The following is a 12,772-nucleotide window of genomic DNA, read 5'->3' on the forward strand; positions in this document are numbered from 1 at the left end:
CGGTCAGACCTGTCGCTCCAGTCGGTCCCGTCAGTCCGTGGCGATCGCGTTCAGGACGTTCATGCGGCCCGCCCGGAACGCCGGGACCAGTGCGGCGAACAGGCCCACGAAGGCCGAGCCGACGAAGACCCCGATGATCGTCGGCCAGGGGATGTCCAGGACCTTCAGGCCCTGCAGGGCGAGCAGCTTCTGGGCCGTCGCACCCCAGCCCATGCCCAGCCCCAGGCCCAGCAGGGCGCCGAAGAGGGCGATGACCACGGACTCCATGCGGATCATGCGGCGCAGCTGGCGGCGGGAGAGGCCGATGGCCCGCATCAGGCCGATCTCCCTCGTCCGCTCGACCACCGAGAGCGCCAGGGTGTTCACGACACCGAGGATCGCGACGATGATCGCCAGGGCGAGGAGCCCGTAGATCAGGTTCAGCAGCTGGCCGATCTGGTCCTTCAGCGCCTGCTTGTAGTCGGTCTGGTCGCGCACGGTGTACTGCGGGTAGTCGTGCAGCTCGCTCTTGAGCGTCTTGTACGCGCTGTCCTGCTGCCCGTCCTTGGCGGTGGCGAAGACTATGTCGTCGAGCGGCATCTTGTCGGCCGGCACGTACTTGGCGAGCGTGGCGATCGACATGTACTTGGCTCCGGCGTCGATGAGGCCGTCGCTGCTGGTGATCGCCCGGACCGTCAGCCGGGCCGTCCGCCCCTCCTTGAACCTGAGGGTGATCTTCGAGCCGAGGTGGATGCCGTGCGCCTTGGCGAACTTCTCGTGCACGGACATCGAGTCCGGCAGGTAGGCGTCCTTGAGGTCACCGGCGACGGTCTTGGTCCGCAGGTCGATCGCGTACGTCGGGTCGGCCGCCGTGATGTCGGTGTCCTTGAGCGTCTTGCCGTCGGGGGTGGTGTAGTCGGCCTCGGTGACCCGGTACTCGGTGACCCGCGCGAGCCCCGACGTGTCCTTGATCGCCTTGACGGCCTGCGGGGTGATCCGCTGGCCGCTGTCGGACTGGATGATGAAGTCCGTGCCGACGGTCTTGTCGAGCTGGTCGGTGGCGGAGGCGACCATGGAGGAGCCGACCACCGAGAGGCAGGCGACCAGCGCGAGCCCGATCATCAGGGCGGCGCCCGTGGCACCGGTACGGCGAGGGTTGCGCAGCGCGTTGCGTTCGGCCATGCGTCCGACGGGGCCGAACATCCGCAGCAGGACGGCGCCCAGGACCCGTACCACGGCGCCCGCGAGCAGCGGGCCGATGACGACGAACCCGATCAGCGAGAGCACGATGCCGAGGCCCAGCCAGGCGGCGCCCTCCGACGCCTTGTCGGAGCCCGCGGCCAGGTGGAGGCCGTAGCCGCCGCCGGCGGTCAGGAGAAGGCCCAGCAGGGCGCGTACGACGCCTGCCCTGGCGTCGGCGGGGGCGCCCGCGTCGCGCAGCGCGGCCATCGGGGAGACCTTGCCGGCCCGCCGGGCGGGCAGGTAGGCGGCGAGGACGGTGACGACGACGCCGAGGACCAGACCGAGTGCGGGCGTCGTCCAGGCAACCGTCAGATCGCTGGTCGACAGGTGCATGCCCATCGAGCCCATGAGCTTCATCAGCCCGACCGCGATGCCGACGCCCGCGCCGACGCCGAGGACCGAGCCGACCACGCCGAGCAGCAGCGCCTCGACGAGCACGGACCGGTTGACCTGGCGGCGGCCGGCGCCGATGGCCCGCATCAGGCCGATCTCCCGGGTGCGCTGGGCGACCAGCATCGAGAAGGTGTTGATGATCAGGAAGATGCCGACCAGGAAGGCGATCCCGGCGAAGCCGAGCATCGCGTACTTCATGACGTCCATGAAGCTCGCGACGTCCTTCTGGTTGGCGTCGGCGGTCTCCTTGGCGGTCTGCACCCGGTAGCCGGCGCCGAGTTCGCCGATCACGTTCTTCTTCAGCTGCGCGTCGGTGACACCGGAGGCGGCCGTCACGTTGACGTTCGTGAAGACACCGCTTCGCCCGACGAGGGTGCGCTGCGCGGTCCTGGTGTCCAGGTAGAAGATCGCGGCACCGGGGTTGGTGACGGTGAAGTCGGCGATGCCGGAGATCTTCGCGGTGTGCGTGCCGACCGCGCTGATCACGCCGATCTCGTCGCCGAGCTTCAGGTGGTGCTTGTCGGCGGTGTCGGCGTCCACCATGACCTGGCCGGAGTTCTTCGGCGCCGCGCCGGAGGTGATCTTCATGGTGCGGGCGTCGTTGGAGTTCCAGCTGCCGACGATGGTCGGTGCCCCGCTGGACGGCGACAGGCTGTCCTTCTTGGCGTCGACGACGGTCACGGACGTCGAGAAGACCGTTCCCTCGGCCGCCTCGACGCCGTCCGCCGCACGGACCCGGGCGACCACCGAGGCCGGCATGACGGGCGGCCTGCCGTTGTCGGAGGTCGTCGCACCGGTGTCGGAGGCGCCCTTGGCGCTGACCGTCACATCGGACGAGGTCGCCGCGAACAGCTTGTCGAACGTCGTGTTCATCGTGTCGGTGAACACCAGCGTGCCGCACACGAACGCCACCGACAGCAGCACGGCGACGGCCGACAGGGCCATGCGTCCCTTGTGCGCGACGAAGCTGCGCATCGAGGTCTTCAGGACGGTCATGACGTACGCCCCCGCGCGTCGAAGTCCTTCATGCGGTCCAGGACGGTCTCCGCGGTCGGCTTGAACATCTCGTCGACTATCCGGCCGTCGGCGAGGTAGAGCACACGGTCCGCGTAGGAGGCGGCCACCGGGTCGTGCGTGACCATCACGATGGTCTGCCCCAGTTCGTCGACGGAGCGGCGCAGGAAGCCGAGAACCTCCGCGCCCGCGCGGGAGTCGAGGTTTCCGGTCGGCTCGTCACCGAAGATGATCTCGGGGCGCGCGGCGAGGGCGCGCGCCACGGCCACGCGCTGCTGCTGACCGCCCGAGAGCTGCGTGGGACGGTGCTTGAGCCGCCCCGCGAGCCCCACGGTGTCGACCACGCGCCCCAGCCACTCCCTGTCGGGCTTGCGCCCGGCGATGTCCATGGGCAGCGTGATGTTCTCCAGCGCGTTCAGCGTCGGCAGCAGATTGAACGCCTGGAAGATGAACCCGATCCGGTCCCGGCGCAGCTTCGTGAGCTTCTTGTCCTTCAGGCCGGTGATCTCGGTCTCGTCCAGGTAGATCTGACCGCTCGTCACGGTGTCGAGCCCGGCGAGGCAGTGCATCAGGGTGGACTTACCGGACCCCGAGGGGCCCATGATCGCGGTGAACTGCCCCCGCGCGATGTCCACGTCGACGTGGTCGAGAGCGACGACACGGGTCTCCCCGGACCCGTACGCCTTGACGACCTGCCGCGCCCGCGCGGCAACGGCCGTACGCCCTCCAGTGCCCCCGTGCCTGGGAATGGTCACAGCCGATGTCACGGTATGTCTCCTAAGTCGGTCAGCGAACGGGCGGCGCGATGCCGCGCCTTGCTGTGCAGCGATTGGTACGACGATGAGTCTCGCGGTGCGCGGGGTCCCTCCGCGCTGGTGCGAAGCCCCGTCTTTCCCGGGGGAAAACCCCACCCCCGCCGGTTCGGTCAACCGCCCCCCGGCGGCCTGAAGCCAGATTAAGGACGGCAGGGGTGCCGTCTCCTCCTCCGGCGGTACGAACCCTCCCCGAGCCGTTGTACGGAGGACCCCCTAGGGGAAGTCCACCGAAGGGTGGAGCCCTTCTCCGGGTCCGGCTCCACCCTTCGGTGCAGGCAGCCTCCCCCTCTCCTCGCGGGAGGGTCACGTGGGTGCGCACTCCCGCCAGGTCGGACGACGGAACCGCCCCCGAGTCCACCCGCCACGCGATCGCGGACGCGGTCCACGCCGTGTACCTCGGAGCCGCGTGCGCGGCGGCACTGGCGTTCCTGGTCCTGCTGTTCGTGGCACCACGACGCTTCCCGGTCCTCAAGGACTGACGTCAACCCGGGCCCTCGACGACTGACTCCCGCCTCAGAGTTAACGCGGGTAACACCCGAGGTCAGACGCGCTCTCCCCCAGTAAGCGCATACCGGTCGGCCAGTTGACGGAAAACGCCGCGAGCCCCGGCTACTTGCGAGTAGCGTGCGTGGCCCCGCTCCCTCCTCTCCCTGCGGTCCGCCGCCACGGACCCGAGCCACGCAAGGAGCACCGGGATGTCCTACGACGCTTCCCCGCGCGAGCCGTCACATCTCACCTATCCCTGGCAGCCGCTGCCGCCGGAGCCGCCCCGGCCCCGCCATGTGCCGCACCGGGAGCCGGTCGGCCACCACAGCGACCTGCGGATGCTGCGCGGCGCCTACCGCCTCCAGCGGCGCACCGCGACCCTCACCGCGCTCGGCTACTTCACCCTCTTCCTGGTGCTGTCCGCGTTCGCCCCGCGCGTGATGACGAGCACGGTCGCCGACGGCGTACCCGCCGGCCTGCTCCTCGCCCTCCTCCAACTGCCCGTCACCTGGCTGGCGATCGCCCTGTACGAGCACACCGCGCGCCGCCACGTCGACCCGCTCGCCGACCGCATCCGCAGAACGGCGGAACTCGACGAAAGGCGGGGAGCGGTACGGTGACCGGCTTCAGCGACTCCGCGCAGTCCATGTCCCTGGTCGCCTTCACCGCCGTCGCCACGCTCACCCTCCTGCTGTGCGTGCTGACCGGCCCGGACCGCGACGACCTCGACGCGTTCTACACCGGCTACGGCTCCCTCTCCCCCCTGCGCAACGGCCTGGCCATCGCCGGCGACTACATCTCCGCCGCCACCGTCCTCGGCACCGGCGGCGTGATCGCCCTGTGCGGCTACGACGGCGTCGTCCTCGCCCTCAGCACGGCACTGTCGCTGATGCTGCTGATGTTCCTGCTGGCCGAACCGCTGCGCAACGCGGGCCTGTTCACCATGGGCGACGCGCTGGCCCGCCGGATGCCCGGCCGGTGCGTACGGATCACGGCCTGCGCGGTGACCATCGCCGCCCTGCTGCCGCTGATGCTGGTCCAGCTGGCCGGCGCGGGCCAGCTGATGGCCTTCATCCTCGGCTTCTCCGACGAGTCCGTGCAGACCGGCTGTGTCATCGGCCTCGGCGCGCTGATGATCAGCTACGCGGCCATCGGCGGCATGAAGGGCACCGCCCTCATCCAGATCCTGAAGATCGTGATGCTGCTCGGTTCCGGAACGGTGGTCGCCCTGCTGATCCTGCGCCGCTTCGACTGGGACCCCGGCGCCCTGCTCGCCGCGGCGGCCCGGGGCAGCGGCGCCGGCACCGCCTACCTGCACTCCGGCCTCCAGTTCACCGGAGGGCCCAACCCGCGTCTGGACATGATCAGTTCGGAGCTGACCATCGTCCTCGGCGGCGCCTGCCTGCCGCACATCACCATGCGCATGTACACCGCCGCCGGCGCCCGCCAGGTCCGCCGCTCGATGTCCTGGGCCGTCTCGGGCGTCGCCCTGTTCGTCCTGATCATCAGCGTCGTCGGCTTCGGCGCCACCGCGCTGGTCGGCCGTACCGCCATCACCGCCGCCGACCCGCAGGGCAACACGGCCTATCTGCTGGGCTCCCGCGCGGCGTTCGGGACCGACGTGTCGACGGCGGGCACCCTGCTCTTCACCACCGTCACCACGGCGATCTTCCTCACCCTGCTCGCCTCCGTCGCCGGCATGATCCTCGCCTGCGCCAACTCCCTCGCCCACGACGTCTTCGCGACCCGCGTCCAGGAGATCCCGGCCCGCCGCGAGATGACCCTCGCCCGCGTCTGCGCGCTCGCCACAGGAGTCCCCACGATCCTTCTGGCGACCCTGGTCCAGCACCACAGCCTGCAGCCCCTGGCCACCCTCTCCTTCTGCCTCGGCGCCTCGGCCCTCGCCCCCGCCCTGGTCTACGGCCTCTTCTGGCGCCGTTACACCCGCACCGGCCTGATGTGCACCCTCCTCGGCGGCACCCTCACCGTGCTCCTCCTGATGCCGGGCACGAACCTGGTCTCCGGCTCACCGGGTGCCGCCTTCCCGCACACCGACTTCAACTGGTTCCCCTTCACCACCACCGGCATCGTCTCCATCCCGGCCGGCTTCCTCCTGGGATGGCTGGGGACGGTCGTCTCCAGTCGGCGCGGGGCGGCGGAACAGCGACGGCAGTACGAGGCGGTGGAGGGCTGGATCCTCGCGGGAGCCGGGCGCCGGGGAGCTTGAGCGGAGCGGGTGGTGCGCCGGGGGAGCGGGGGTGGGCGGCGGGGCGCTATTCGGTCGCCACACGCCCCGTCAGGGTCATGAGGCTGTCGCGCATGTGGTCCATGTGCGCCTGTACGTCGTCCCAGGTCTCCCCGTGCTCGCGCAGCACCCGCTCGGTCTCCCGCGCGATGCGCTCCTCCCGGACCCGCGCCTCCGCGAGAATCTCGTCGGCACGCACACGCGCCGCCTCCTGGGAACGGTGCTCCCACTCCTCCGCGTCGCCCAGGGCACGCTTCGCCTCGGACAGAGCGGCCTCCGCGCGGGCGATGCGCTCGGCGTTCTGCGCGTCGACCGCGGCCGCGCGCGCGGCCTCCTCGCGCTCCACCTCGTTCCAGCGCTCGGCGTGCTCCTTGGCCTGCTCGGCGAGCATCCCGGTGGTGCGCTGCCGCACCTCGCGCAACGCCGCGAGGGCCTCAGAGCGCATCTCCTTCACCTCCAGCCGGGCGCCGATGCGGATCTCGTCGGCCTCGGCGCGCGCGGCGAGAAGCAGCTGGCGGGCGCGTTCCTCGGTGTCCGCGCGGAGCGCGTCCGCTTCTTCGCGCGCCACACAGAGCGCGTTCTCGGCGCCCGTCTCGGCCTGCACAACCCCGTCGGTCAACGCGCGCCGGGCGTTGTTGCGTACGGCCGACGCCTCCTCCAGCACGAGCCGGAACACACGGTGCGCGCGGTCCCCGAGCGTCTCGTAGGTCTGGGGCGGGAGCTCGGCGACGACGGCACGCAGCCGCACGGCCTCCGCCTCCATGTCCTTGGCGAGCACGGTGAGCCGCGCGGCACGCTCCCACGCGGCGTCCCTGTCCTGCGAGAGCGCCACCAGGAACGCGTCGACCTGCTCGGGGCGGTAACCACGCCCCCGGACGGTCACGAAGCCGTACGGCGACATCGATGCGCTGCTCACCCTGGAACCCCTCTCCGCCGGACCCGCACGAAATGATGATTTCGCGCACATCTTGATGGATCGGGTGTAAGTGTTCATAACGCGACACTCCGCAGAGATGTCACGGCCGAAGCACCGCATGCCACACCCGGGCCCACGAGAGCACCAGGGGGCGCGAACGCAGGGGTCGTGCGCCCCCGCGCTACCAGCTCAGCACCGCGGCCCCGCCACGGCCCCGGGAACAAAGGCGTGCACGCGCGCGTGGGGGCCGGTCCGGTCACCCGACCGGACCGGCCCCCACCGGCCGTTCTTCCTACCGCCGCGCTACAACAGGCCGTCCCACATCTGCTCCAGCAGCACCGACCACCAGCTCTCCGGCGAACCGAGCGCCGCCGCGTCCAGGGAGGCCAACTGGGCCTGGAAGTCGACGGTCCAGCGGCCCGCCTGCTCCTGGTTCAGGCCGAACCTGAGCCGCCACATCCGGCCCAGCAGCGCCAGGCAGCGTGCGAACTCCGGCAGCCCGGTGTTGACGAACTGCGGCGGCACGGACGCCCCGCCCGGCCCCGCCTCCACGGGCACGGCCACGATGTTCGCGGTGCCGTACTGCACACAGACCGCCTTGCCGAAGTCGGTGCCCATCACGAGGTACGACCCCGCGTCCGGCGCCGGCTGCACCCCGCGCTCCTGCGCCAGCTCCGCCAGCGTCGGCACCGGACGGCCCGGCTGGGCCTGCGCCCAGAAGAACGGCCCCATGTCCAGCGGCAGCCCCGCCGCGACCAGGGTGTGCGCCACGATCGGCGGCACGCCCTGCCGCGACACCGCCGCCTGCTCGCACCGGAACACGCCAGGACCGAACGCCGCCCCCAGCTCCTGCGCGATCGCCTCCGGCGGGATCGGCGGCGCCGCCTGCACCTGCGGCAACGGCGCCCGCACCGGCGCGGGCCGCGCGGGACCCGCCGCCACCTGGTGCAGCTCGCCCTGGTGCGCCAGCAACTGCCGCATCCCCTGCTGCCGGCTGGCGTGATCCGTCCCGTACGGCGCGATGCTCGCGAGCCGCGCCTGCGGCCACTGCTCCCGGATCATCCGCGCGCAGTAGGCACCCGGCAGCTCGCACGGCTCCAGCTCCGTGTGCAGCTCCAGCACCTGGTCCGGCGGCACGTTCATCGCCCGCAGTTCGTGGTAGATCTGCCACTCCGGGTGAGGCGTACCCGGCGCCGAACGCCGGATCAGCTGCTGCTCCGAACCGTCCTGCGCACGGTAGCGCAGCACCGCCTGGTAGCCGGGGCCCACTGTCGGCTGACCCTGCTGCGGGTAGCCGTACGCCTGCGGCGGCTGCCCCGGCACAGGCTGCCCGGGCGGCGGCGGCATCGCACCGGCCGGCATCGGCGGCGGCATCGCACCGGCCGGCATCGGCGGCGGCATCGCACCGGCCTGCATCGGCGGCGGCATCGCACCGGCCGGCATCGGCGGCGGCATCTGCGGGGCACCCGGAGGCATACCGGGGACGCCCGGTGCCGCGGGTACGCCAGGGGCGGCCGGGGGCAACGGCGCGCCCGGGGCACCCACCAAAGGCGCGGCCAGCACGGTCTCCGCGTGGTGAACCGCCCCACGCGCACCACCAGCAGAGCCCTGCGCGCCAGCCGCGGGAGGCATGCCGGGGGCGCCAGGGGGCTGCGGGGCACCAGGGGCGCCCGGGGCTTGCGGGGCACCTGGCGTGAAAGGCGCGCCCGGGGCATGCGACGGCGGTGTCGCGCCGGGCGCAGGGGGTACGCCCGGGGCACCTGGGGCTCCCGGAGGCTGAGGCGCGCCCCCTCCCATCACGCTCGGGCCGGCCGGCATCGAGGCCGAACGATGGACATCTCCGGGGGGCGTGCCACCCGGAGTGCCCGGCGCACCGGGCGAGTTGGGGGCGCCCGACGGAGTCGGCACGCCCGGCGCCTGCGCCGCACCCGCCGGACCCCCAGGTCCCTCGGGACCCAACGCCGACACCATCTGCGTCGGCACATACCCGCCCGCCGGCGCACCCGGCGCGGGCGGCTGAGGCGCACCCCCGGGGCGTGCACCCGGAGTTCCCGGGGCGCCCGGCGGCGGAGGCGGCGCACCGGCCGCACCGCGCGCCCTGCGCGGAGGAGGTGCGGCCCTGCTCGTCGCGGCGTCCGCTATGTCACCGGCGTTCGGCGCCGGCGGGCGGCCCGGAGCGGCCGGACCCGCCGGCGGCCGGGGCACGCCCGGAGCACCGGCCGGCGCCTGCGGGTAGCCGTAGCTCGGGGCGGCGGGGGCCTGCGTATAGCCGTAGGAAGACGCGGGCGGAGCCGCGGGCGCCGGCGGATCGGCGGGCGCGCCTGGCGGGGGCGTCCCCGGGGCCGCCGGCCCCTGCGGGTAGCCGTATGTCGGGGCGCCCGGCGGAGGCAGCGGGGGCGTGCTGCCCTGCGGAGCGCCGGGCGCCCCACCCTGCACGCCCTGCACGCTCGCGTCGTCGAGAGCCGGAGACACCGCCGTGCGCGGCAGTTGACTGCCCCCCGACATCAGCGCCGTCTCGGCGTCCCCCAGCCCGCCGTCGCCGGAGTCGCTCAGCGGCGGCGCGAACACCGTCGCGGGCAACGGCACGGAACGGTCCTCACCGGCATCGGCGTTCGTGTCGGTACCCGACCAAGGGGTCGCGCCGACAGGCACGTTGGGCACGCCCAGCCCACCCTGCGCCCCGACAGACGCCCTCTCGCCCGTACCCACTCCGGCGCCATCCGCACCGCTCGCACCACCCGCGGCCGCCGGCCAAGAAGCCCCACCGGCACCCGCCGGCACCCCCGCCCGCGTCTCCGCAAGTCCACCGGCCCCAGTACCGGCCCCGCCGGCCGCCCCCTCCGCCGACACCCCGTCAGCCCCCGACCGCCGATCCGGAATACCCAGCTTGTCCGCCGCCTCCTGGAGCCACTCCGGGGGGCTCAACAGGAACGAGGTCTGGTTCAGGTCGACCCGCGCCGCGGGCGCCGGCACCGCGTCGGCGATCTCCGCCTCACGGCCGTACTCCTCCTCGTACCGGCGGACCACCTCGCCCACGGGCAGCGCCGGCCACAGCGTCGCGTCGCCACTGTCCCGGGCGATCACCAGCCGCTGCCCGCCCGCGTCGGAACGCGGACCCTCCGCGCGATCCTCGCCCCACACCACGAACCCGAGGCCGAACTCCCGTACCCGCACCTCACGGTGCTGATACGCCGGCACGTCCCCGTTGATCCACTCCTCCGCGCGCTCCTGCGCCTGCGCGAACGTCACCATGCCGAAACTCACTCCCCCGGGCCAGCAGAGACGACACGTGCGAAACCGCCGTCCACCATCAGGTTCGCCACCGTCTCCAGCTCCGGCGGGGAACCCGCCAGCCGCGACAGGAACACGTCGAAGTCCTCACCGCAGGGCAGCAGCAGCCGCTCCACCCGCTCCGCCGGCGACCACGACGGATCCACGTCGCGCACATCGTCGTACGCGCAGAACCACACCGAGCCGAGCCGGTCGCCCTTCACCTTCACGGCCAGCAGACCGCCCTGCACGAAACACACGCCCAGGTAGTCCTTGGTCAGGTGGTCCCGCAGGCACTTGTTGACGTACACGAGGTCGTTGACCGCGGCCTCGTCGCGGACCGTGAAGAACGGCTGGTCCAGCAGCAGACCGAGTTCGGCGTCCAGCGCCGTACCCACCAGCGCGCACCCGCCCGCCGCCTTCAGAAAGGAGCGGTACGCACCCGGCAGCCGGTACCCCAGGTCCTCCTCGACCCCCTGCACCTGTGACTCCGACACCGCCAGACCCGACTTCGGCAGCCCCACATGCGCCGGACGCGTCTCCTGCAACGGCCGCGTGCCCCGCTTGCCCTGGTCCACCTGTGCCGTCGCCACCCCGCCGTGATGCCGCAGCAACGCCTTCACCTCGACCGGGACCAGCTCCAGCCGCCGCGACCCGGCCACGTGATGCCACGTCCAGCCGTGCGGTGTCGCCACCGCCGGCACCGTGTCCCACAGCTCATGACCCGAAGCGGACAGCACCGCGTTCGCCGACACGTAGTCCGTCAGCCGCAACTCGTCGACCCCGAAGCCCTCCGGCGGGTCCGCGATCTCCGCCGCCGCACGCGCGTAGGGCGAGAAGTCGGGGTAGCCATGCTCGTCGACACGTACCCCTCTCGGGTGACGTGCCGCCCGGACCGGATCCGGGAAATGCACGACCTGCCCGGCATAGGCCGCGTTCGGCGGCGCGGCCTGTTGCCCGAGCCGACCTGTCGTCATGGCGGTTGCCCCCTGCGGCACTCTGTACGAACCGAGACCGCACCCCAAAGCACGCCACGGCCCGTATCCGGCTGTCTCTCCCACGTCCCAGACGCGTCGACCGCGCCCATCGCGGTGCCGACAGCCTATGCGGTACGCGAACCCCGGTCACCGGGCCTCCGCTTCCGTGACCAGCCGTCACCCCGCGTGACAGCCTGCCCAAACGCGGGCGTGTCGCACCGCCCCAGCTTCCCCACCCGCCACGGGATTTGGCAGTCTGTAACTTTCGGGGGATGCCCGGGAGGGGAAGACGATCATGAACGCCACACAGACGGGACCGCACACCGCCATGCCCGGCGCCACTCACAGCGCCACCACCGGCGACCCCCGCATCGGCTGGAGCAGCACCGAAATACCGCCCGCTCCCACCCTCCGGCACCGCCGCGACGGCATTCTGCCCACCGTCGCCGCCGCCCTCTCCGTCCGCGGCGCCACCCTCACCGGCACCGCTGCCCGCGGCGACCAGCCGCCCCCGCTGCACCCGCTGGTCCAGGAGTTCCTCGACACCCTGCCCAGCGGACAACGCGACCGGTTCACCGGCCGCTGCGCCGAGGCCATCCTCATCTCACGGCACATCGCCACGGCCGACAGCGCCCGCAGCAAACGCGCCGCCCGCAAACCCATGACCAACGGCGAAGCCCGCAAAGCCCTCAAGCAGGCCAAGCTCACCGCCCGCCGCATACGCGAGGACGGCGACCCCCTGCACGGCAGCTTCGCCGCCCCCTGCCGGGCCTGCGCCGCCCTCACGGCCCACTTCGGCGTCCGCATCGTCGACCCCACCGCCACCGACGACTGACGCACACCCCCACCCACGCAACACCCGCCGCAGCAGGCGGCACCCAACTCCCCGTACCCGCACCCGCACCAAACACGAACGAAGGGCAGATGCACCCCGACCGCACCTCCACCACCCGCTTCTCCGTGCCCGTCGACGCAGCTCTGCGCGCCGCCGGCTGGCAACCCGGACGCTGGGACATAAAACAGGCCGAGGTCTGGGCCGACGCCCTCCGCGAACACACCTCGCCCGCCGGACACCGGCACGCCGTCTTCCCCGCCGCCGTGGAAGCCTGGGCCGAATTCGGCGGCCTGCACATCAACCCCACCGGCCCCGGCCGCCAGATCGCCCCCGCAACCCTCCACCTCGACCCCCTGCACGGCCTCCACCTCGCCCGCACCCTCGGCGACCTCGGCCGCGCCCTCGACACAGAGGTCTGCCCCCTGGGCGAGGAGAGCGACACCCGCTCCCTCCTCGCCATCGACGCCGAAGGCCGCGTCTACACCCTCGACCACACCGGCGACTGGTACGTCGGCCCCGACATCGACCACGCCCTGACCACCCTCATCGCAGGCGTCGAACCCCGACGCCTCACCGCCCACTCCTAGCCAGGCCCTGCCG

The 12,772-nt window shown here is 72.4% G+C and carries 10 protein-coding genes; 5 read left to right on the forward strand and 5 right to left on the reverse strand.

Features of this window, described 5'->3' with window-relative positions:
• Positions 1-30 precede the first annotated feature (30 nt).
• A complete protein-coding gene (locus ACZ7OO_RS18720; protein ID WP_471505854.1) occupies positions 31-2,610 on the reverse strand; it encodes an ABC transporter permease in 2,580 nt (859 codons plus the stop codon).
• Positions 2,607-3,395, reverse strand: coding sequence for an ABC transporter ATP-binding protein (locus ACZ7OO_RS18725; RefSeq protein WP_471505855.1), 789 nt, complete (start codon positions 3,393-3,395; stop codon positions 2,607-2,609). Before ACZ7OO_RS18725 ends, ACZ7OO_RS18720 begins: the two co-directional genes overlap by 4 nt.
• A 359-nt stretch (positions 3,396-3,754) precedes the next feature.
• On the opposite strand from ACZ7OO_RS18725, the gene ACZ7OO_RS18730 reads away from it, so the two are divergent.
• The 3 genes from ACZ7OO_RS18730 to ACZ7OO_RS18740 all read left to right on the forward strand — a co-directional run bounded on the left by ACZ7OO_RS18730 (position 3,755) and on the right by ACZ7OO_RS18740 (position 6,156).
• Positions 3,755-3,922 carry a hypothetical protein gene (locus ACZ7OO_RS18730; protein ID WP_471505976.1) on the forward strand — a complete coding sequence of 56 codons (168 nt, stop codon included), beginning with the start codon at positions 3,755-3,757 and terminating at the stop codon, positions 3,920-3,922.
• Positions 3,923-4,138: 216 nt separating this feature from the next.
• Entirely contained in the window at positions 4,139-4,549 is a 411-nt protein-coding gene (locus tag ACZ7OO_RS18735; protein ID WP_471505856.1) for a DUF485 domain-containing protein, read from the forward strand.
• A complete protein-coding gene (locus ACZ7OO_RS18740; RefSeq protein ID WP_471505857.1) occupies positions 4,546-6,156 on the forward strand; it encodes a sodium/solute symporter in 1,611 nt (536 codons plus the stop codon). Before ACZ7OO_RS18735 ends, ACZ7OO_RS18740 begins: the two co-directional genes overlap by 4 nt.
• Positions 6,157-6,202: 46 nt before the next feature.
• Here the strand turns inward: ACZ7OO_RS18740 and ACZ7OO_RS18745 are convergent, their stop codons facing one another.
• The 3 genes from ACZ7OO_RS18745 to ACZ7OO_RS18755 form a co-directional block, all read right to left on the reverse strand.
• Positions 6,203-7,075 carry a cellulose-binding protein gene (locus ACZ7OO_RS18745; protein WP_471505966.1) on the reverse strand — a complete coding sequence of 291 codons (873 nt, stop codon included), beginning with the start codon at positions 7,073-7,075 and terminating at the stop codon, positions 6,203-6,205.
• Positions 7,076-7,393: 318 nt separating this feature from the next.
• Positions 7,394-10,342, reverse strand: a complete 2,949-nt coding sequence (locus ACZ7OO_RS18750) for an SUKH-4 family immunity protein (protein ID WP_471505858.1) — start codon at positions 10,340-10,342, stop codon at positions 7,394-7,396.
• A gap of 8 nt (positions 10,343-10,350) precedes the next feature.
• The gene (locus ACZ7OO_RS18755; protein WP_471505859.1) at positions 10,351-11,337 is read right to left on the reverse strand and encodes an SMI1/KNR4 family protein; all 987 of its coding nucleotides are present in this window, start codon (positions 11,335-11,337) and stop codon (positions 10,351-10,353) included.
• A gap of 295 nt (positions 11,338-11,632) precedes the next feature.
• On the opposite strand from ACZ7OO_RS18755, the gene ACZ7OO_RS18760 reads away from it, so the two are divergent.
• Together ACZ7OO_RS18760 and ACZ7OO_RS18765 are read left to right on the forward strand one after the other, a co-directional pair.
• Positions 11,633-12,172 (forward strand): YwqJ-related putative deaminase, encoded by a 540-nt coding sequence (locus ACZ7OO_RS18760; protein WP_471505860.1) that lies wholly within the window; start codon positions 11,633-11,635, stop codon positions 12,170-12,172.
• Between the two features lie 89 nt (positions 12,173-12,261).
• Entirely contained in the window at positions 12,262-12,759 is a 498-nt protein-coding gene (locus ACZ7OO_RS18765) for an SUKH-3 domain-containing protein (protein WP_471505861.1), read from the forward strand.
• The last annotated feature ends 13 nt before the right edge of the window (positions 12,760-12,772 follow it).

The organism is Streptomyces sp. NPDC111744 (assembly GCF_055634995.1).

Bases quoted from the DNA above. Each gene is read 5' to 3' on its own strand.
- ACZ7OO_RS18760 (WP_471505860.1), top strand. From the start codon at position 11,633: ATGAACGCCACACAGACGGGACCGCACACCGCCATGCCCGGCGCCACT.
- ACZ7OO_RS18720 (WP_471505854.1), bottom strand. From the start codon at position 2,610: ATGACCGTCCTGAAGACCTCGATGCGCAGCTTCGTCGCGCACAAGGGA.
- ACZ7OO_RS18750 (WP_471505858.1), bottom strand. From the start codon at position 10,342: ATGGTGACGTTCGCGCAGGCGCAGGAGCGCGCGGAGGAGTGGATCAAC.
- ACZ7OO_RS18745 (WP_471505966.1), bottom strand. From the start codon at position 7,075: ATGTCGCCGTACGGCTTCGTGACCGTCCGGGGGCGTGGTTACCGCCCC.
- ACZ7OO_RS18765 (WP_471505861.1), top strand. From the start codon at position 12,262: ATGCACCCCGACCGCACCTCCACCACCCGCTTCTCCGTGCCCGTCGAC.
- ACZ7OO_RS18735 (WP_471505856.1), top strand. From the start codon at position 4,139: ATGTCCTACGACGCTTCCCCGCGCGAGCCGTCACATCTCACCTATCCC.
- ACZ7OO_RS18755 (WP_471505859.1), bottom strand. From the start codon at position 11,337: ATGACGACAGGTCGGCTCGGGCAACAGGCCGCGCCGCCGAACGCGGCC.